The sequence below is a fragment of the Geomonas sp. Red276 genome (assembly GCF_054784495.1).
On sequence record NZ_BLXW01000008.1, the window covers coordinates 1 to 20,000 of the forward strand.

22 protein-coding genes and 1 pseudogene are annotated in these 20,000 nt (G+C 60.4%); 16 read left to right on the plus strand and 7 right to left on the minus strand.

The genetic code is table 11. The annotated features are described in order from the left end of the window. A pseudogene (locus tag ACYVL5_RS07420) lies at positions 1-122 on the plus strand (IS30 family transposase); the annotation flags it as partial. 41 nt (positions 123-163) lie between these two features. Here ACYVL5_RS07420 and istB read toward each other — a convergent pair. Together istB and istA are read right to left on the minus strand one after the other, a co-directional pair. Further along, a complete protein-coding gene (gene istB / locus ACYVL5_RS07425; RefSeq protein WP_460594923.1) occupies positions 164-934 on the minus strand; it encodes an ATP-binding protein in 771 nt (256 codons plus the stop codon). Positions 935-945: 11 nt separating this feature from the next. Next, positions 946-2,175: an IS21 family transposase gene (gene istA, locus ACYVL5_RS07430; RefSeq protein WP_460594924.1), complete on the minus strand. Its 1,230-nt coding sequence runs from the start codon at positions 2,173-2,175 to the stop codon at positions 946-948. Between the two features lie 152 nt (positions 2,176-2,327). Between istA and ACYVL5_RS07435 the strand changes: the two genes are divergently transcribed. Together ACYVL5_RS07435 and ACYVL5_RS07440 are read left to right on the plus strand one after the other, a co-directional pair. Beyond that, positions 2,328-3,326 (plus strand): IS30 family transposase, encoded by a 999-nt coding sequence (locus tag ACYVL5_RS07435; RefSeq protein WP_460594925.1) that lies wholly within the window; start codon positions 2,328-2,330, stop codon positions 3,324-3,326. 65 nt (positions 3,327-3,391) lie between these two features. Further along, on the plus strand, positions 3,392-3,664 hold the full coding sequence (locus tag ACYVL5_RS07440; protein WP_460594926.1) for a hypothetical protein: 273 nt from the start codon (positions 3,392-3,394) through the stop codon (positions 3,662-3,664). Between the two features lie 338 nt (positions 3,665-4,002). Here ACYVL5_RS07440 and ACYVL5_RS07445 read toward each other — a convergent pair whose 3' ends face one another. Continuing rightward, positions 4,003-4,221: a hypothetical protein gene (locus ACYVL5_RS07445; protein WP_460594927.1), complete on the minus strand. Its 219-nt coding sequence runs from the start codon at positions 4,219-4,221 to the stop codon at positions 4,003-4,005. Positions 4,222-4,442: 221 nt separating this feature from the next. Between ACYVL5_RS07445 and ACYVL5_RS07450 the strand changes: the two genes are divergently transcribed. The 4 genes from ACYVL5_RS07450 to ACYVL5_RS07465 all read left to right on the plus strand — a co-directional run bounded on the left by ACYVL5_RS07450 (position 4,443) and on the right by ACYVL5_RS07465 (position 7,052). Further along, complete coding sequence (locus ACYVL5_RS07450) at positions 4,443-5,177, plus strand: hypothetical protein (RefSeq protein WP_460594928.1); 735 nt, start codon at positions 4,443-4,445, stop codon at positions 5,175-5,177. Positions 5,178-5,278: 101 nt separating this feature from the next. Continuing rightward, positions 5,279-5,794, plus strand: coding sequence for a hypothetical protein (locus tag ACYVL5_RS07455; RefSeq protein WP_460594929.1), 516 nt, complete (start codon positions 5,279-5,281; stop codon positions 5,792-5,794). Between the two features lie 110 nt (positions 5,795-5,904). Beyond that, positions 5,905-6,504, plus strand: coding sequence for a transglutaminase-like domain-containing protein (locus ACYVL5_RS07460; RefSeq protein WP_460594930.1), 600 nt, complete (start codon positions 5,905-5,907; stop codon positions 6,502-6,504). 182 nt (positions 6,505-6,686) lie between these two features. Further along, entirely contained in the window at positions 6,687-7,052 is a 366-nt protein-coding gene (locus ACYVL5_RS07465; RefSeq protein ID WP_460594931.1) for a hypothetical protein, read from the plus strand. A gap of 492 nt (positions 7,053-7,544) precedes the next feature. Here ACYVL5_RS07465 and rpoH read toward each other — a convergent pair whose 3' ends face one another. Next, entirely contained in the window at positions 7,545-8,399 is an 855-nt protein-coding gene (gene rpoH / locus ACYVL5_RS07470) for an RNA polymerase sigma factor RpoH (protein WP_460594932.1), read from the minus strand. Between the two features lie 234 nt (positions 8,400-8,633). On the opposite strand from rpoH, the gene ACYVL5_RS07475 reads away from it, so the two are divergent. From ACYVL5_RS07475 to ACYVL5_RS07515, 9 genes are all read left to right on the plus strand, one after another. Then, positions 8,634-9,707, plus strand: coding sequence for a branched-chain amino acid transaminase (locus ACYVL5_RS07475; RefSeq protein WP_460594933.1), 1,074 nt, complete (start codon positions 8,634-8,636; stop codon positions 9,705-9,707). A gap of 313 nt (positions 9,708-10,020) precedes the next feature. Further along, entirely contained in the window at positions 10,021-10,839 is an 819-nt protein-coding gene (locus tag ACYVL5_RS07480; protein ID WP_460594934.1) for a nitroreductase family protein, read from the plus strand. Positions 10,840-11,284: 445 nt separating this feature from the next. Beyond that, positions 11,285-11,488 carry a hypothetical protein gene (locus ACYVL5_RS07485; protein WP_460594935.1) on the plus strand — a complete coding sequence of 68 codons (204 nt, stop codon included), beginning with the start codon at positions 11,285-11,287 and terminating at the stop codon, positions 11,486-11,488. Between the two features lie 264 nt (positions 11,489-11,752). Next, positions 11,753-11,995, plus strand: a complete 243-nt coding sequence (locus ACYVL5_RS07490; protein ID WP_460594936.1) for a ribbon-helix-helix domain-containing protein — start codon at positions 11,753-11,755, stop codon at positions 11,993-11,995. A 362-nt stretch (positions 11,996-12,357) separates the two neighbouring features. Next, entirely contained in the window at positions 12,358-12,873 is a 516-nt protein-coding gene (def, locus tag ACYVL5_RS07495) for a peptide deformylase (RefSeq protein WP_460594937.1), read from the plus strand. Further along, a complete protein-coding gene (gene fmt, locus ACYVL5_RS07500) occupies positions 12,870-13,811 on the plus strand; it encodes a methionyl-tRNA formyltransferase (RefSeq protein ID WP_460594938.1) in 942 nt (313 codons plus the stop codon). Before def ends, fmt begins: the two co-directional genes overlap by 4 nt. Positions 13,812-13,873: 62 nt before the next feature. Then, complete coding sequence (locus ACYVL5_RS07505) at positions 13,874-14,587, plus strand: DUF116 domain-containing protein (protein ID WP_460595056.1); 714 nt, start codon at positions 13,874-13,876, stop codon at positions 14,585-14,587. A 2-nt stretch (positions 14,588-14,589) separates the two neighbouring features. Continuing rightward, complete coding sequence (locus tag ACYVL5_RS07510; RefSeq protein WP_460594939.1) at positions 14,590-15,531, plus strand: polysaccharide deacetylase family protein; 942 nt, start codon at positions 14,590-14,592, stop codon at positions 15,529-15,531. A 2-nt stretch (positions 15,532-15,533) separates the two neighbouring features. Beyond that, positions 15,534-16,415 carry an NlpC/P60 family protein gene (locus tag ACYVL5_RS07515; protein WP_460594940.1) on the plus strand — a complete coding sequence of 294 codons (882 nt, stop codon included), beginning with the start codon at positions 15,534-15,536 and terminating at the stop codon, positions 16,413-16,415. Here the strand turns inward: ACYVL5_RS07515 and ACYVL5_RS07520 are convergent. The 3 genes from ACYVL5_RS07520 to merA form a co-directional block, all read right to left on the minus strand. Beyond that, positions 16,405-17,451, minus strand: a complete 1,047-nt coding sequence (locus tag ACYVL5_RS07520; protein ID WP_460594941.1) for an HD-GYP domain-containing protein — start codon at positions 17,449-17,451, stop codon at positions 16,405-16,407. The genes ACYVL5_RS07515 and ACYVL5_RS07520 overlap by 11 nt on opposite strands. A 94-nt stretch (positions 17,452-17,545) precedes the next feature. Then, a complete protein-coding gene (locus ACYVL5_RS07525) occupies positions 17,546-18,373 on the minus strand; it encodes a hypothetical protein (RefSeq protein WP_460594942.1) in 828 nt (275 codons plus the stop codon). Between the two features lie 146 nt (positions 18,374-18,519). Continuing rightward, entirely contained in the window at positions 18,520-19,923 is a 1,404-nt protein-coding gene (merA, locus tag ACYVL5_RS07530; RefSeq protein WP_460594943.1) for a dihydrolipoyl dehydrogenase family protein, read from the minus strand. Positions 19,924-20,000: the final 77 nt, after the last annotated feature.

Below are 20,000 nucleotides of genomic sequence, written 5' to 3' on the forward strand. Positions count from 1 at the left end.
TCAAAGAAGAGGCGGTACAGAAGGCAGTCGATCGGCTAAATAACCGCCCCCGCAAGTGTTTAGACTACCGGACGCCCGCTGAGGTCTTTGCTACTGCCCTCGCTGGTGCATTTGCAACTTGAATTGACACCCCTTTTCGGTAATCGAAAAGTACCCCCTCTGGTTATGACTGCTCGATGTGTTTAGCCAGCAGTCCGGCCTTTAGTTTCTCCTTGAGGCGGTAGCTTTCGCCCTTGATGCTGACGGAGATGGCGTGGTGCAGCACCCGGTCCAGAATGGCGCTGGCGATGACCTGGTCCCCGAACACCTCGCCCCAGTTGGAGAAGGGCTGGTTCGAGGTCATGATCATGGCGCCCTTCTCGTATCGGCGTGAGATGAGCTGGAAGAAGAGGTTCGCCCCCAGCCGGTCGATCGGGATGTAGCCGATCTCGTCGATAATCAACAGCTTTGGCTGGCAGTAGAACTTGAGCTTGTCGTCCAGCCGGTTCTCTGCGTGAGCCCGTGCAAGTGCGGTAATCAGTCCTTGAGCCGTGATGAAGAGCGTCCGGTAGCCACGGCGTATTGCCTCGACTCCAAGGCCGACCGAGAGGTGAGTCTTGCCGACGCCGGGAGGGCCGAGGAAGATGACATTCTCGCCGTTATCAACCCAGCGGCAGGCTGACAGCTCTTTGATCCGCTTGGGATCGAGCGACGGCTGATAGCTATAGTCGAACGAATCCAGCGTCTTGATGAACGGGAGCCTCGCCATGCGGGTTCCCATCTCAGTACGCTTGTCCTTCTTTGCGGCCACCTCTTCTTCAACCAAACGCTGGAGGAATTCGGAATAGCCCCATTCCCCCTTCGCGGCATCCTGGAGCCAGCTGTCCAGATGATCGGCGAGGCGGGAGAGTTTCAAGTGGCGAAGCGACGCAGCGAGGTCGGTGATCTGTTCCATTGGTCACCTCCTCACAAGTTCGCTACGTGGTCGTAGATGTCGAGGTCGCGGATCATGACCTCCTCATCCTTCCACCACGGGTCGAAACGCGGCGGCTCTTCCTTTTTCTTTTCGAGCCGGTCGCTGAAGAGTCCCTGGTAATGCGCCGGATTGGTGTGCACCTTGCCGGTACCAGCGAGCTTCTGGTGGGTTGCGATGATCTCCTTTCCCAGCAGGATTCGAATCTCGTCACCCCACAGTTCAACTTGGACTGTTTGGCCGGCGAAGCGCCACGGCACCGAATACCGATTGGCGCCGAAGGTGATCATGCAATCTCTGGCGACCTTGCGGGTGAGGGCTGTCTCCAGGCGGTAAGGCGGCACAGTCTTAACGTCGACGAGCTTCTCCTCAGCGAATCTCTCGGCGGGACGACATCCGGTAGTTCCGTGGATCCGGAGATCGGCGACCTCCAGGATCCACCGCTCCAGTTCACGATTCAGGTGCTCCAAGTCGATGAAGCGGCGCCCGGGCAGGAAGTTGTGTTTGATGTACTTCACGCCGGACTCGATCTTGCCCTTGGTCTGAGGCCTGTGCGGCTGGCAGAGCCGCGGCGTGAAGCCGAAGTGCCCGGCGAAGTCTGCGAACTTGCTGTTGAGAGTGAGGACGCTGGCGGTGTGGTCGGTGACGATAGTTTTAGGATTGTCATAGAGCAGTTCCGACGGTCGGCCACCGAACCAGGAGAAAGCCTCCTGGTGGGCCGCGAGAAGTGTCGGGAGTTGTTCATTGAGGTAGGCCCGGGCGAATAGTCTACGGGAGTAGCCAAGGACCATGGCGAAGAAGTGGATCCTGACTCTGCTCTCGCCAAGCCAGACCTGAGCACTCCCCCAATCCACTTGGCCCTGCTTGCCTGGTGCCGTTTCGAATCGCATCACGGCATCAACGCGTTGCTGATACTCCTCGCGCAGGGGCCGAACGAGCAGCTTAACCATCTCATAGCCGCCAGAATATCCCTGCTCCTTCAACTCGCGGAAGAGGATGCCAGCGTTGAAATTCACCTCCTCTGCCCGGGAGGTTGCCCACTGCACGAATTGCGAAAGAACGCTGCTTGCCGGCTTAGGCCGTTGGTACGGCTCCCACTGTGGTTTCTTCAGAGCCCGCCGTACGGTCTTGACGGTAACGCCCAACTGCCGAGCGATCTCTTTCTTCGGGACTTCTGAGCGCGCCAGTTCCTGGATCGCTCCGTACTTGTTCCTGTTGACCATTTCGCCCTCCAGCATGACAGTCTGCTGAAGGGCATGTTGTACCTGATGCTGCTCCTGTGGGTGAACCATTTTCCCCTCCCTGTGATGGTCAGGGGGGTACTTTTCAATTACCACAGGGGGGTACTTTTACATCATCGCTGACAGAGCCCACCATGTCCTACACCCATCTTACTGAAAAGGAGCGGTATGTCATCAGCCATTTGAAGATTGCGCACTTTCCACTGAGAGAGATTGCTCGCCGACTGGGCCGTCACCACACCAGCATCAGTAGAGAAATCAAGCGTAACAAATCGGACTATGCTGACGATGCCGTGTACTGGTATACCGCCTCCCAACCCACAGCAGAGGAGCGCAAACATAAAACTAGAAGTCATTGCCGGCAGGATCAGCTAAAGCTAGTGAACTATGTTGAAAAAAAGCTGAAGCTGGATTGGCCACCGGAAGTGATCGCGGCGAAGCTCCGGATTGACTACCCCCTGGACGAAACAATGCGCATCAGTCATGAGACCATCTACCGATGGATCTACCTCGATGCCACACAAGGCGGCGACCTTCATCTTCACCTCCGTCGAAGACATAAGAGACGCCGTAGGCAAACCCGATATGGCAGCGGTCGGCGCTTCATTCCAGGACGGGTGCCGATAGGAGAGAGACCCGTAATTGTCAACAGCCGGGATCGCTACGGCGACTGGGAAGGTGATTCCCTGGAGGGCGCAAAAGGAAAAGGTGGCCTTGCCACTCACGTTGAACGTAAAAGCAGATTTTTACTGGCAGCCAAGCTCACCGACAAGAAAGCAGGCACCATGACAACTGCATCGGTGGAAGCCTTCCGCAAGGTACCGAGCTCACTGAGGCATACGCTAACCGTTGACAACGGCAAGGAGTTTTCGCAATTCAAAGAGCTTGAACAACACACGGGGTTGGCAATATTTTTTGCCGATCCATATTCCGCCTGGCAACGTGGTAGTAACGAGAATACCAATGGGTTATTAAGGTTCTACTTCCCGAAAGGCACAGATTTCAGCAAGGTCTCAGAACAGCACCTTGAAAGAGTCATCCGAAGGATCAATAATCGTCCTAGGAAATGTCTCGACTACCGGAGTCCTCATCAGGTCATGCAAGAACTGGCTGATGGTGCACTTGTGACTTGAATTCACCCTGGAAGAAGTCGTGCGCTCCGCCGGTCATGCCGCGCCGTTGAAGAACTGAGGAGCGAATGGAAACCAACAGAACCACAAAAGATAAGGCAGGAAATCTGCTAAAAGTGGGAGACTCGGTTCGTCTGCTGAGTCTCAATATGTCGTTATTTAGATATTTAACCGAAGCAGAAAAAGAAGACATAAAATCGATGGTTGGTGAGACATTCGAGATTGAAGAAATAGACGAAAACGGCTACGCCTCGATTACCAAATGGTGGGAAAGAGGCAATGGCGAATTCGAATCGCATACCCTTCGGCTTGTCCCTGCTGAAATGGAACTCATGGGGTAGAGAGAGGGCGGAGTAATCACAGCCAACAAGGCGGCGACACGCAGACGCTGACGCGCTGGTGCGCCCCCACGGCGTTGTCACCAAAAGAAGGAGCCCAAATGACGTATATGATGTTGGTCATCATAGGTAAGTCGCATTTTTCCTTGCTTTGGCGAGACTGAGGATTAAGCATGCAGAATTATACCAAAATGAGCCCTGTAGGTCGTGTTGAGGAACGAAACGCGACATAGGTGCCGCGGCCAACGGTGGCAATGTCGCGTTTCACGATGAAGCTATTCAACGCGACCTACACAACTGAGGGCTCTGCCGTTACGCTCGCGTTGGGATCAACCCCGGTGTCATTTTGAGCCGACTAGAAGTTGAGCTCTGTCATGGTGGTTCGGGAACAGGTCGGAAGGCACATGCTCCTTACCCAGTTGCTGGCGAACGACATACCTGGCGCACTCAACGAAGTTGTCGTTGCAGTACATCATTTTGATGACGCCCGCGGTGGAAGGCATGGCAGCCATCTTGTCGTTGAAGAAAATGCAGTTACCAAGAAATTCACAGTCAGCCATTGGTAAGACCTCCTTAAATTGCTGTGCGTTAATTATCATTATGTCACCAAAATGTCCAGTAAAAGTAAGGTGGCGGAGCGACCTGAGCTGTCCAGAGAGGAAATGGTACCGGGTGTTGAGGGGGCCGGCTGAGGGGCGTAGGTGGCTACCGAGGCCCGTGCGGACCTCTGGCCAGGGGAAACCGGCTCAGTACCGGTCACCAAGGGCCAAGGGAGTTATAAATGTTCATTCAGAGACTGATCTGGTTCTTCGGCCGGATGATATTTTACATGTTGCTGTTGCCGCTTTTGATCGGTGTGGTCTATACCCTTTCGCACGATCAATGGGTGGCCTCAGTGATTTTCCTGGTCCTGATGGTCCTCGTTTTATACCACGGGCTGATTCGCATCAGGATTCCGGCCAACTCTGTCGTGGTGCGCGACGACAAAGTCGTCTTTTTCATCCCGGAGAAGACGGTTCGGGACCGGTTCGATTTCGTATCGCGGGGACAGAAAATCGTTGAGCTGCCGAGTTGGGCCTTGTTCGACCGTCCCTTCAGGGTGGAAATATTTTTCCCCGATGGCGAAGGAGGGGTTGGGGCCTGCCGCCTGACGCTCGCCCTTGGCTACGTCATGGAACTTACGGGGTGGCAGAGGCTTTATGACCATTACGTCAGTTACCAGGAACAACTGCCGATAGCAGTGAAGCGGCAACTGTCTGAAAGTGCTGCCCAACTTGATTGGCTATCGCCCCTTAGCGAGGATCAGGATGTCGATGACTACCTGCAACCTGTCGTGGCGGAACTGAACCTGGGGCTGGAGAATATCGGACTAAAAATTGAAGAGGCAACCTGCACCTTCGATGCGAGGAAGGTTTTAGCCCGCGTGGTGGCCGACGATCAGGTGCTGATCGAAATGCCAGAGGAAAACCCTGGTGCCGACGTGCCTCCTGAAGGCGACAAAAGCCCCCAAGGCTGATGCAACGGCCTGATGAACGAACCGTGGCAGACGGGTGAGAGGTGCCCGGCGGGTGCTCCATTGGCGCCCCCGGAGGCTTTGGCAAGGAGAAAAGCTGGAATATGATTGCCCGGTTCTTTACGCTTCACAAAAAATATCTCGATGCTCTTCTTGCTGCGGCCAGACCTGAAATCAGGGGAATTGACACCGCAATTTTCATGTTCAAGAAGCCGATGGAGAAACAGATCGATCATTTCCCTGATTTTCTGTCCGAATATGCGGTCGAGCAGCAGGAGTACTCCTACTCAGCTTACGGCTTTTGCGATCTCGACTCTTTCCTAGAGGAAAAGAGGGGGTGGACTCTGTTCGAGCTCGGCAACTGCGACCTTGCCGCCCAAATTGCTGAGGCACGGGCCACTTCGATCGCAGTTTTCGATTTCGATGCGGCTAAAGCAGCACTCGCAAAGTTTAACTCCCTTGCCCTTGAGGAGTCCGAGATCCGCAATTACTTCCAGGAGAATCACCCTCCTGAAGACGAAGACCCGGGAACTGAGGCAGTCCTGGCTGCCTTCAATATCAGCAAAGATTGGCTGGCCGCGGTGGGTGAGAACGAAATTGGTTTGTTGATCGTGTCATGAAGCCCCTAACCGCGCTGAGATAAGATTGAGGGGCGGAGATAAGATTGAGGGGCGCATCTGGCTGGCCGGCAAAGGATGTCGGCCCAAGCCGGATGGAAGGGAGTGAAAAAATGAAAGTTGAATCACAAAACTTGAACGATTACCTCGTTTCCGACTCGATAATTGATTGGACGACTCCTGAGGTGCGGGAAAAGGCGTTGGAGCTGACGCGGTCGCTTTCCGATGAGGTCGAGAAAGCGCAGTGTCTTTACGAATGGGTGCGGGACATCATCCCACACTCCAAAGACGCCGGACTGGACATCCTTACCTGCACGGCTAGCGAGGTCCTCCGCCACGGGACGGGAATCTGTTTTCCGAAAAGCCATTTGCTCGCGGCATTTTTGCGGTCGGTCGGAATCCCGGCCGGTTTCTGCTACCAGGTTCTGCGGCTCGACCCGCCGGTCGACAACGAGCTGGTCCTGCACGGTTTAAGCGGCGTCTACCTGTCCGGACTCGGTAAGTGGATCCGGGTGGATGCACGGGGCAACACCCGCGGAATCGATGCCCAGTTTAGTGTCGAAAGCGAACGGCTTGCCTTTGCCATGGATCCCTCGGCGGGTGAATTCATTTATGACACCATCTTTGCGGCACCGGCAGCAAGCGTGGTCGAAAGGTTGAGGAAGTACGACACAAGAACGGAGCTTTGGCGGGATCTGCCCAAACCATTTTAAATTCTTTCCCGATTAGCGGACATCTTCCGCTGGGACCAACTCTCCCCGGGCGGGGGGAGGATGGGGTAAAGGAGCCGGAACGAGCCCCCATCCTCATCCTGTCCTTCCCCTTGAAGGGGAAGGGACGTGTAGCGGAAGATCATCGCTAATCGGCAATTCTTTTACTAGCAAGGAGGTTTCCCATGCGCTACATCAACGCCGACAAGATCCTGGCCGCCCAACTCACCACTCCGGCCGAAAATCCCCTGGTCGGGGATGACACCCGTCTCACCGATGTCTGGTTCGATGGGAGCTCGGTCCGAAAGCAACTTTTCAAGAAGGTCAAAAAGAGCGAGCAGGAGGCGATGGCCCAGGATCTCGAGAGCATGGGCTTCATCCGCTCCGGCAACCTCCTCATCAACCCGCGGGCGGTCCTCTTCGCCGAAATGGAACACGAGATCGTGGGAGGCCTGGTGACCATCGGCTACCAGAATAACGGCAACCCCGTGGAGCTCAAAGTCGACAGCAAGGCGTTCAAAGATCTCTGCGAGCGTCTTGGGGGAGCTTAGCTAAGCTAAAGCGGTAATCACCTCCAGTTTCCCTCAATCTCCCTCACCCTAACCCTCTCCCGGAGGGAGAGGGGATGTTGACGGGCTGGAAGACATCGACAACGAGCAAAACGAAGACGGGAAGTCGAAATGCCTTCGTATGTCAGCTAATAATTTCTCTTCAACGGCGAGAGCCGCGTCGACAACGTCGGGCTCTGGCCGTTATCGGAAAAATTTGTCCGAATAACGATTTCAGTCACGCGCTGAAGCGTCTGTCGACTCACTTTATCGCCGGGAAAAAATCGTTAACGCAAATTTTGCGCACGAAAAGAACGGACGCGTCCGTTTGTCTCACAAAAAATCGATGGAAACCGCCGGTGCCGAAGTTTTACCTTCGATCCCGCCGCGACAGGCAACTGCCTTCGCCGGTTATCCCTCGTCGGGTTGAAAATAAAAAGGGCGCCTTCCGTTTGGAGGGCGCCCCTTGTCGTTTATCGGTCTGTTATTTGTCTTTTACGCTGCTTCGGAAGAGATCACCAGCGGGGTGAGGAAGCGCTTCATCTTTTTAAGTGCTCCTTCCTCGATCTGGCGGACCCTTTCGCGGGAGATGGAGAAATGATCGGCGATCTCCTGCAGGGTCATCGGGGTGTCGGCAGTGACGCGGTTCTCGATTACGAAGCGCTCCTTCTCGTTGAGGGTTTCCAGCGCGCTCGCCACTCCCCGCTCGAGGATCACGGTTTCCTGGCGCTCGGCCAGCATCTCCTCCTGGTTCTGCCGCGAGTCCGGCAGCGTTTCCAGGAAGGTCCCGCTTTCTCCTTCCACCATCTCGACGTCCAGCGAGAGTTCGCCCCTCAGGCGCTGCTCCATTTCCCGGGCTTCGGAATCCTTCACGTCGAGGGCGAGGGCGGTGGAGTGCAGGTCGCTTTCACCGGTCATGTTCATGATGGCCTGCTTGGCCTGGTTGAGCTTGAAGAAAAGTTTCCGCTGGGCCTGGGTGGTCCCGATTTTCAAAAGGCTCCAGGCCGAGATGATATGGTTCTGGATGTAGGCCCGGATCCACCAGACCGCGTAGGAGATCAGGCGGACCCCCTTGGACGGGTCGAACTTTCTGACCGCCATCATGAGCCCGATGTTCCCTTCCTGGATCAGGTCGAGCATCTTCATTCCGTAGGAGCGGTACTCCCCGGCGACTTTCACGACGAAGCGCAGATTGGCGGTGATCAACCGGTGAGCCGCCTCGAGGTCTCCCTCGTTGCGGAACCGGTAGGCCAGGTCGGACTCCTCCTCGGCGCTCAAAAGCGGGAAGCGGTTGATCTCCGCAAGGTAGAGCGTAAGGTTGTCTATCGGTACCGGCATCGTGTGTGTCACGGCGTGTATCTCCTTGACCTCGTGAGTTTTTCGGGTGCCGGTTGGCACTCCATTTCTCTGAGTGCTAACAATATAACAACGGAGATGCGAAAAATCAAGGGGTGGACGGGCAACTTTTCTGCGTCCAAATCCGCTTACCGTAAAGGTTAAATTGCTTGCCGGTGGGGATCTATTGTGGTAAACGAAAAGGTCAATTAGCGACGCCTGGCGCCGAGAAAACCGGAGGTTGAGCAGATGGAGATAAGCGTACTACCGTTAAGTGAAGCCGAGAAGAAGCCCAAGTTCACCGACGAATCCCAGCTTGGTTTCGGCAAGATCTTCACCGACCGCATGCTGCTGGTCGAATGGAAGATCGGCCAGGGGTGGGTGGATGCCCGCATCAAGAAGTACGAGCCGTTCGTCCTTGACCCGGCCGCGCTGGTATTCCATTACGCGCAGGAGATCTTCGAAGGGCTCAAGGCGTACAAGTGGGCCGACGGCACCATCGCCCTCTTCCGTCCCGAGATGAACGCCCGCCGTTTCAACCACTCCGCCGAGCGTCTCTGCATGCCGGAGGTCCCGGAGGAGCTTTTCCTGGATGGGATCGAGAAGCTGGTCTCCGTCGAGCGTGACTGGATCCCGACCGCCGAAGGAACCTCCCTCTACATCCGCCCGACCATGATCGCCGTCGAGCCGCTGGTCGGCATCAAGCCGTCCGATCACTACTACTTCTACGTGATCCTCTCCCCGGTCGGTGCCTACTACTCCCAGGGCTTCAAGCCGGTGCGCATCATGGTGGAAGACAAATACGTCCGCGCCACTCCCGGCGGCACCGGCGAGGCCAAGACCGGCGGCAACTACGCCTCCTCCCTCAAGGCCGGCCTCGAGGCGAAGAAGAAGGGCTTCGACCAGGTCCTCTGGCTGGACGGCGTGCACCGCCGCTACATCGAGGAAGTGGGCGCCATGAACATGTTCTTCGCCTACGGCGACACCATCGTGACCGCACCGCTTGAGGGGACCATCCTCCACGGCGTCACCCGCGACTCGGTGCTCACCCTGGCCCGCTCCCTCGGCATGAAGGTCGAGGAGCGCAAGATCGACGTGCACGACCTGATGAACGACATCCGCAGCGGCAAGATCACCGAGGCCTTCGGCAGCGGCACCGCCGCCGTGGTCACCCCGGTCGGCGCCCTCTGCTACGCCAACGAGTGCCTCGAGGTGAACGGTGGCGGGGTCGGCAAGATCACCCAGACCCTCTACGACACCCTTACCGGCATCCAGACCGGCAAGATCGCGGACAAGTTCGGGTGGATCAGGAAGGTTAAGTAAGGCAACAACTGCCGTCAGGCATTTCGCTTGCGGCCCTACGAAGAAAGGCCGGGGATGGCACCGTCATCCCCGGCCAAGATTGGCACCATGAAGAAACCTCCTTCCGAAACGAATTCCCTCTGCCTCTCCTGTCGCCGCAGCTGCAAGCAGACGGTCAATGCCCTCATTGCCGCCTGCCCGCGATACTATCAAGGCCCAAAGATCAAACGAGTTGAGTGGAAGCAGCCTGATCTTCCACTGGAATAGCCCCGCCGTACCGCATCGCCGCTAGCTGAACATTCTCAATACCGCTTATTACTGAAAGGGGAATCGCATGCTCGACTTCGCTATCAACAGGGATACCTGCACCTCCTGCGGCCAGTGCGTGGCCGATTGTCCCGCCCGCATCATCGATCTCGTCGACTCTTTCCCGGCCATCGCCGCCGAGAAGGAGGCCACCTGCTACCGCTGCCAGCACTGCTTTACCATCTGCCCCACCGGTGCGCTCTCGATTTTCGGCCTGCGTCCGGAAAACAGCCTCCCGGTGCCGGGGCACCTCCCTTCGCCGCTCCAGATGGAGACCCTGATCAAGGGGCGCCGCTCGGTCAGGAACTACCGCCAGGAAAACCTGGAGCCGGCCCTGCTCGACAAGCTCCTGCAGGTCGCCGCCGACGCTCCCTCCGGGATGAACACCCGCCAGGTACTCTTCACCGTGGTGGACGACCGCGAAAAGCTCGCCCTTTTGCGCGACGAGCTGATCGCCGGGCTGATCCGGATGAGGGATAACGGCGGCTTCCCCGCCGGCCTCGAGTTCGTCGGGAGCTTCCTGAAGCTTTGGGAAGATTACCGGGTGGACTTCCTTTTCCGCGGCGCGCCGCACCTTTTGATCGTCTCCGGCCCGCAGATGGTGTCGCCTATCCAGGACTCGATGATCGCCCTGTCCTACTTCGAGCTCTTTGCCCAGGCCAACGGGGTGGGAACGGTATGGGACGGGCTGGCGAAGCTCGCCATCTGCGACCTGCTGCCGGAATTCCGCACCCGGCTGGGGATCCCGGAGGATCACGTCATCGGCTACGCCATGGCCTTCGGCCGCCCCGCCGTCCACTACGCCCGCACCGCACAGCATCCCCCCGCGCAGATCAACCGCTACTGATATATATTCAATGGCGGCTGGCTGCCGATGCCAGCCGCCACCGGCTGCCCCCAAGTTCCCCCCTTTGCGAAGGGGGGAGTGGGGGGGGCGGTTAGCAACATCCCATCTCCAAAACTTCCCTCACCCCAACCCTCTCCCGGAGGGAGAGGGAGCGTCTGCCACCCCAACCCTCTCCCGGAGGGAGAGGGCGGGATCCCTCAAATCCGACGAACCTTACCTCATTTAAGTCACCAGACACTGCCTTTTAGCTGAAAAATTGGACAGATATGCCGTCTTTTGCAGCCTTGCGGCGCGGTGGTCTCTCGCTACTGGCGGAAACCATTACGCTTTTGGAAAATGGCACGAGGTATGCTCTGGAATAAGGCAGATGACGCTGACATGAGCCGCTCAAACCGAGTCAGCCGGGAAGGAAAAAGATGCGCCAGTGAGCAAGTAGGAGGCTGTCATGAAACCCCATACCTACACCTACCTGAAGAAGAGAGAAGACGACGATTCCATTGCCGAGGAGGTCGAGAAAGTCGAGGCGGAGACCGAGACGATCCCCGCTCCCGAGACATCCTTTGGCAGAGTCGCCTATGAGTGGAACAACGCCCTGCTGATCGCCGCCGAGAGAATCTGGGGCGAGCACGGTAACTCCGGGCACCATTAGCCTCATCCCCGTTCGCATCCCGCCGCGATCGACCTCGATTGAGGCTCCCTTCTGCTGTTCATCCCCGGTGGCTTCCGCGGTTTCCAGCTCCCGTACCAGAACCGTCGTGTACGGTCGCCGCCGCCAGCCGGCTCCACCCATCCCCCGGACAGTGTCTGCCGCGCAACCGGTCGAAACGTATACCGCAGGTAGCGTATACCTTCTTTGACATTGAAAGCGCGTGTACTAAAGTTTTAGGCAACTTCGACTTCCGGGAGATGTGCCATGCCAAAAGAGACCACCATTTCTCTAGGCTTACACTTCGAAAAATTCATCTCGCAGCAGATTGCCGAGGGGCGTTTCACTTCGACCAGCGAGGCCATCCAGGCCGGTCTCTCCCTTTTGGAAGAGCGCGAGCAGAGAATCTCCCTCGTTCGCCGCGCGCTCAGGGAAGGGCTCGATCCTGCCGCGGTGGATTCCGTCGTCCGTGGCATGATGGACGGGCACAAGGAAGATTCGCGTCCCTAAAGCACTCCCCTCCAGCTTTCACCCCATCACCACTCTTGCCCTTGCGCTGTTCGCCTTCGGCCTCGGGCGGGCCTTCTTCGATCTTCGTCCTCAGCCTCGCGTGGGCAAGGGGTGCCCACCCTACGGAACAGAACAGCATCCATTGAAATATGAACCCCATCCTCACCCTGACCCTCCCCTTGAAGGGGAGGGACGTCAGGGCGCGACCTATCTTCGATAGCGTCTTCACGCTTTCCATCACCTCGTAGCTGCGAGGCGTCTTAACCCCTTGCCGCGGCATGGTTCATGAGTAATCCGTTGATTTTTTAGCGCCGAATTTATATAGTGGCGTGATAGTTTTGCTCCATTAAAAGGAAAAACGTATGCTACTCACCATTTTGACCTACCCGAATCCGGAGCTGAAAAAGCGCTCCAACCCGGTCACGGTCATTACCGACAAGACCCGCGAACTGGTCAGGGACATGGCGGAGACCATGTACCATGCCCCCGGCGTCGGCCTGGCCGCGCCCCAGGTCGGGGTGCACCAGCGGGTGATCGTCATCGACGTGTCGCCGGAGGAAAGCCCCGAACTGATCGTCGCCATCAACCCGGAGATCATCCACGCCGAGGGAGAGGTCTACGACGAGGAGGGGTGCCTCTCGGTCCCCAAGTTCTCCGCCAACGTCCGCAGGCATGCCCGCGTGGTGGTCAAGGCCCTCAACCTCGACGGCGAGGAGATCACCTACCGCGCCGACGGCCTTTTGGCCATCGCCTTCCAGCACGAAATCGACCACCTGGACGGCACCCTTTTCATCGATCATCTTTCCCCGCTCAAGAAGGGGATCTTTCGCAAGCGCTACCTGCGGACCGTCGAAGAGCAGAAGGAGTTCAGTAAATGACCGGAATGCGCATTGTCTTCATGGGGACCCCCGACTTTGCCTGCCCCACGCTGGCAACGCTCATCGAACGTGGTGAGCAGGTGGTTGCCGTGGTAACCCAGCCGGACCGCCCGAAGGGGCGCGGGCAGCAGACCCTGCCGCCGCCGGTCAAGGTGCTGGCGGAAAACCACGGCATCCCGGTCCTGCAGCCGGTCAAGGTACGCCTCCCCGACTCCATCGAGGAGATCCGGGCCCTCGAGCCGGACCTGATCGTGGTGGTCGCCTTCGGGCAGATCCTCCCCAAGGCCCTTTTGGAGATCCCGAAACACGGCTGCATCAACGTCCACGCCTCGCTTTTGCCGCGCTACCGCGGCGCCGCCCCCCTCAACTGGTGCATCATCAACGGTGAGGCCGAGACCGGCGTCACCACCATGATGATGGACGTGGGGCTCGATACGGGCGACATGCTCCTCAAGGCGGTCACCCCGATCGATCCCGACGAGGACACCCTGGCTCTCCACGACCGGCTCTCCAAGCTCGGCGCCGACCTCCTCGCCACGACCATCGACGAGCTGGCGGCCGGACGCCTGGTGGCCGAAAAGCAGGACGATTCGCTCACCTGCTATGCCCCGATGCTCAAGAAGGAGGACGGCCAGATCGACTGGGAGAAGGACGCCGCCTCCATCAAGAACCTGGTGCGGGGGATGACCCCCTGGCCGGGCGCCTTCACCTTCGTGGACGGCAAGCTTCTCAAGGTCTACCGCGTGCAGACCGCCGCCGGGAGCGGCAAGCCGGGCGAGGTGCTCGCGGCCAATCGCGCCGGCATCGAGATCGCCTGCGGCAGCGGCAGCATACTGATTTCCGAGCTGCAGTTGGAAGGGAAAAAGCGGCTTCCCGCCGCCGATTTCCTGGCCGGCTGCCGGCTTGAGCCGGGGCAACTCCTCGGCAAGAAGGGGTAACACGCTTGTCTCGTAACACCGATAATCATAAACCTCCCCAAAAGCGCCTCTTCGTGGCCCTCATGGGGGTCACCTGCATCCTGGTAGTGGGACTCATCTACCTCGGCTGGTACATCCCGACCAAGGGGCTTGCCAACATCCATCCGGATCTCCCCCGCTGGGCCGGCATGATCTTCGGCATCCTCTCCGGCATCGCCCTTTTCGGCACGCTGCTCCTGGTGCTGACCACCGCCCTCGGCAAGGACATCCTGTTCACCAAGTTCATGAGGGGGGTCGTCATCAAGTTCCTCCTTCCCCTCATCGAGCAGATCGGGCGGCTGTGCGGGATCTCCAAGGACACCATCCGCCAGTCCTTCGTGGCGATGAACAACAGCCTGGTCATCTCCCAGCGCCTGAAGATCAAGCCGGACCGGATCCTCATCCTCTTGCCGCACTGCCTGCAGCTCTCCGACTGCGAGATCAAGGTGACCGGCGACATCAACAAGTGCGTGGGTTGCGGCCGCTGCACCATCATGGGGCTCGCCGAAATCGGGAGGAAGTACCATATCGATATTTCGGTGGCCACCGGGGGGACCCTGGCCCGCAAGGTGATCATCGAGAAGCGTCCCAAGCTGGTGCTGGCGGTGGCCTGCGAGCGCGACCTCACCTCGGGGATCAAGGACTGCTATCCCTTGCCGGTGATCGGCGTCCTCAACGACCGCCCCTACGGTCCCTGCTACAACACCCTCGTCGACGTCAGCAAGATCGAGGAGGCCCTGGTCTCCGTCCTGGCCTGAAGATGAAACCCCTGCGGGGCCTGGTCCCCTTCCTGATCGGCCTGCTGCTCTTCGTCCCGCTCATGGCGGCGGGCGCCGAGATCGGCGACTACCGTGTCGTCAAGCGCCCGGTCGCCGATGCCGCCGGCAAGAGCTACCTGGCGATCAGGAGCTTCACCTCCGGCGGTGTTCCCCACCTGCTGGTGGTGGACCCGGACACCCTCGCAAGCTACGATCTCCCCGCCTCGTCGCTGCGCGCCTCCACCGCATCGGTCGAGGGGGCGCTGGGCTCCACCCCGTATCTCCGGGCCCTGGACCGCTACACCTCCGGTCCCCATCGCCTCCAAAACGACGGCGCCCGCCGTGCCGACCGGCCGAGCGATGGCGCCTATCTCACCGTCGATCTCTGCCCTTCGCACCGCCCGTTCGAAAGGGAGATCTTCGACGCCGCCGAGGCCCTCTCCAAGGGTAGGCCTGCTCCGGTGGCGGTGATGATCACCGGGCTTTGGCTGGAGAAGCATCCCGACGAGGTCGCCTATCTCAGGCGGGAGGTCGCCGCCGGCCGTCTGGCCGTCACCTGGGTCAACCACTCCTTCCACCACACCTACGAACCCAAGGCTCCCCTGGCCGAGAACTTCGTCCTCACTCCCGGGACCGATTTCCTCCACGAGGTGATCGACCTGGAAAGGCAGCTCCTGGCGGCCGGGCTGGTACCGTCGCCCTTTTTCCGCTATCCCGGGCTGGTATCCGATGCCGCCACCATGAAGACCCTGCGGGAGCTTTCCCTGATCCCGGTGGGAAGCGATGCGTGGCTGGCCAAGGGTGAGTCGCCCACCCGGGGGAGCTTCATCCTGGTCCATGGCAACGGGAACGAGCCCAAGGGGGTGAAACTGCTGCTGCCGATCCTGAAGAGCGGCCGCCTCAAGCTGCTACCGCTCCCCGAGGCCTTCACCGACAAGAGATGACCGTGCTCCGCCTGCAAAGTTCACCACGTCCGCGCCGCCTGTTCCGTCCCTTCACCCTCCTGCTCTTTACGCTGCTGCTCCTTTCGGCCGCCACCCTCTTCGCCGGCCAGCCCCCGCGCTACGTGGTGGCCGTTTCGCCGGCGCCGGTCCTGAAGACCCCCGATTTCCCCAGGGTCTTCGGGGGCACCGTCAGGCTCGACCCCTGCCAGGGGGTGCGCCCCATCGAGTTCGTGGCGCTCCCGGGGACCCTCTTCAGGGTCGAGGGGGAGCAGCGGGTGGGGGGCGTCCTCGTCTATCGCGTCACCACCAACGACTATCCCTATCCGACCAGCTCAGGCTACTTCGTCGACGCCCGCTTCGTGGCCGAGCCGGAGGGGACCCCGGTGGAGCGCCCCCGCGCGCTCCACCGGCTTTCCGAGGTGCAGAAGCGGCTGATGGCCGCCCTTGGCAAGCCGTACGTCTGGGGCGGGAACGTCAAAGACGGCATCCCGCTTCTCAGGGAGCTCTATCCCAAGGGGAATCCCCTGGCCGGGGTCGACTGCTCCGGTCTTCTCTACCAGGCCACCGACGGCTTCACCCCGAGGAACACCTCGGCGCTCACCTCGTTCGGGAAGGGGGTCCCGGTGGCGGGGCTCTCGGCGGACCAGATCGCGGACCGGCTTGAGCCGCTCGACCTGATCGTCTGGAAGGGGCACGTGATGGTGGTGCTGGACGACGATTCGGTGATTCAGAGCACCATGGGGTGCCGTGGGGTAGGGGGCGTGCATCTCTCCGACCGTAGAGAGACCGTAAGGCGACTTTTGAAGGTGAGAAAGCCGGCGGACAGCCTGGAGGGAAGCGGCAAGGGGAAATGCTTCGTGATCAGAAGGTGGTTCAGACGCTGAACCGGCGCAGAGGCGGCATCTCCGCGGAGATGGTCGCCTCCTTCTCGGCGGCGAAGAGGTCGTGGCGGGGAAGGAGATCCTCGGTGGTGGGGATGGGGCCTTCCGGTATCACGTCGAGGAAGATGGAGACGATCTCGGGATCGAGCGCGGTCCCGGAGAGCGACCTGACCATCTCCCGCGCCTGACCGGTCGGGAAGCTCTTTCGGTAGGGGCGGTCCATGATGAGGGCGTCGTAGACGTCGGCCACCGACACGATACGGGTCTCGACCGGGATCTCCTCACCGGCCAGCCCCGCCGGGTAGCCGGAGCCGTCGAACCGCTCGTGGTGGTACTGGATGATGTTGCGCGCCACGTCGGATAGCCCCGCCTTCTCGGCCACGTCGGCTCCCCAGTGGGTGTGCATCTTCATCGTTTCGAACTCCAGCTCGGTCAGCCCCTCGGTCCCGTTGAGGATCGCCTCCGACACCCCGATCTTTCCGCAGTCGTGCAACCAGCTCCCGTACTTGATCTGGCGCTGGACTTCCTTCGGTATCCGCATCGCCTCCGCAATCATCAGCGCATACACCGCCACCCGGTCGCAGTGACCCTTGGTCCGCGGATCCTTCAGTTCGATGGTCTGGGCCAGCGAGCGGAGCACCGCCTCGTCCTCGCGCCGCATGGTGTGCACCATCCGGTAGCGCTTCAGCCCCTCCTTGACCACCTCCAGGATCTCCTCGTTCTTCCACGGTTTGATGAGGTAGCGGAAGACTTCCGAGCCGTTGATGGCGGCGAGCGCGGTGGGGAGGTCGACGAAGGCGGAGATGAGCACCTTGACGGTGTCGGGGGAGATCGATTTGACGTGGGAGAGGAACTCCAGGCCGGTCATGCCGGGCATCTGGTTGTCGGAGACCACGACGGCAATCTCGTGATCGATGAAGAATTCCAGCGCCTCCTCGGCGTTGGTGGCGGTGAGTATGCTGACCCCTTTGGAGAGGAAGAGGTCTCTGGAGAAACGAAGAATCAAGTTGTCGTCGTCGACGAAGAGGATCTCAGCCATCACCCACCTCAAGAAGCCAGCCGTTCGACGCCGCTTCCTCCGATAGACGCGGCAATCGGGGATGGATATTATGCTCTCATGAAGGTCTTGTCAATTAGAGTTTTCGCACGCCCCGCTTGTTGCATTCCTCCCGGATCACCGCCTGCTGCTGGGGGGTGAGATGCCTGGCGAGGGAGAGTGCCTGGAGCTCGGAGGCGGGCAGGCCGGAGAGGAGCATGTGGAACCAGACGATGGGCGTCTTGCGGTTCTTCAAGAGGGCGGTGCGCAGGTTCGGCCGGCTCTTCCAGCGGGGGTGGCGGGCGATGGCGGAGATGGTCTCGGCGGTGGCGGCGCCTGAGCCGAGGAACGTGTAGAGGGTGGCCTCCTTGAGCTTCGGGTTGTCGAGCACCGCCTCCACCAGGCGCGGGTCCCCTCCCTTGATGAGGGCGTCGAGGATGGCGGCGGTTCCCCGGCGGGCCAGGGTGATCTTGTTCCCCAGCTCGGTTTCCGGGATCTTGGCCAGGATGACCCGCTCGACGGCGTACTTCATGTCGGCGGGGGCGCCGGGGATATGGAGCAGGGCCACCAGCTCGAAGAGGAAGAGCTGTGGGAGGATGGAGGATAGCACGTGGGCCGGGGTGCTCGGATGGGCGGCGACCGCGATGGTGAGGCGGCGGCTCCCGGTGACCAGCGGATGCCGGGCGAGCGCCTTCACCAGGGATTCCGGCAGGTTTCTCCTCTTCAAGAGGGCCAGCAGGTGATCCTCGGAGAGCCCCGGGTTTCTGAGGACGTTGGCGGCGACCTCGGGGTCGGTGTCGTCGAGGTAGGCGAAGAGCTCGTCGTGTCCGGCGGTGAGCGCCTGGTAGAGGCGGGCCGCCTTGCCGGCGTCGAGTCGTTCCACAGGAGTTGGTGGGAGATTTTGCTGAGCTGTCGGGTCGGACATCCAGGTTTCCTTTCCTATACTCAGATCCCCCCTCCCCGGGAGGGAGGGGGTGGCCGAAGGCCCCGCTTATTATGCCCTCGCCTCCTTGGGGGAGAGGGTGGCCGAAGGCCGGGTGAGGGCAGGTTTTAAGCAGTTCTGCCGGTACCTCATTCGGCGCAGCAGGAGAGGCGGTCCAGGTCGCGCCGGAAGGCCTGCGCGCAGAGGCGCAGCCCCTCGCCGATGGAGGGGTAGACGTGGAGGGTTTCGGCCAGCTGTCCCACCGTCATTCCCATCCGGATCGCCACCGCCGCCTCGTTGATCAGGTCGGCGCCGCGGTGCAGGGCCAGGTGGACGCCGAGGATCCTCCCGGTCGCCTCGTCGGCCACCATCTTGATCGCCCCCCTGAGCTCCCCGGTCACGTGGGCCTTCGGGATGCTGGAGGCGGGAATGGTATGGGTCATCACCTGGAATCCGGCGCGGCGGGCGGCCTCCTCGCCGTACCCCACCGTCCCCACTTCCGGATCGGTGAAGATGGCCATCGGGATGCTGAGGTAGTCGACGGCGCAGCGGCATTCATCCAGCATGTTGTCGACCGCCGAGATCCCCTCGCGCGCCCCCTTGGTGGCGATCTGGGCCCCTCCGGTCACGTCGCCGGCCGCCCAGATCCCGGGGGCGGTGGTTCTCAGCTCGCGGTCCACCTTGATGAAGCCCCGCTCGTCCGTTTCCACCCCGGCCGCCTCGAGCCCGATCCCCTTGGAGGCCGGCGCGGTTCCCACCGCGAGCAACAGGTGGCTGGAATGAAAGCGCCGCGGCTCTCCCCCCGCCAGCGCCTCCACCCGGATCATCCCTTCGTGCGGTCCCACCGAGCAGACGGTGGCGCCCGGCACCACCTCCATCCCTTCGGCGATCAGCGCCTCCTGGAGCGCCAGCGCCGGTTCCGCCTCCACCCCCGGTAAGAGCCTCGGTCCGTGCTCCAGGACGGTCACCCGCACCCCGAGCCGCATGAACATCTGGCCGAGCTCCAGCGCGATCACCCCCCCCCCGATGATGGTGAGGGAGTCGGGGAGATGCTTCATCAAGAGCGCGCTCTTGCTGGTGAGAAAGGGGACCGTGTCGAGCCCCGGAATGGCGGGTACCCGGGGAAAGCCGCCGGTGGCGATCAGGATGCGGTCGCTTTCGATGACGCGCTCCCCCGCCTGCACGGTGCGGTGGTCGAGGAAGACGGCGTTTCCCTTGATGAGGGTGAGATCGGGGACCTTTTCGAGGACGTCGAGGTACTTGGTCTGCCGCAGCTCGTCGACCACCGCGTCCTTGTGCCGGTCCAGGAGCGCGAAGTCGGGATCCCCCGCGCGGGTCCCCAAGCCCAGGCGACCCCCGAGCTGCGCCTGGTGCCGGTAGAGAGCGGTATGGATCAGGGTCTTGCTCGGGACGCACCCCCAGTTGATGCAGGTCCCCCCCAAAACACTCTTCTCGATCATCACCGGATGCGCCCCCTTGGCCTGCGCCCGCAGAGCGGCGGCGAAGGCGGTAGAACCCGAACCCAGGATGACGATCTCGGCTCCCTTACTCATTAATCTCACCCCCGTGTAAATTCTAACGCAGATTTGGAGCAGTGGTAAACAGGAGAATCCGCCCAAAACCCGCGCTT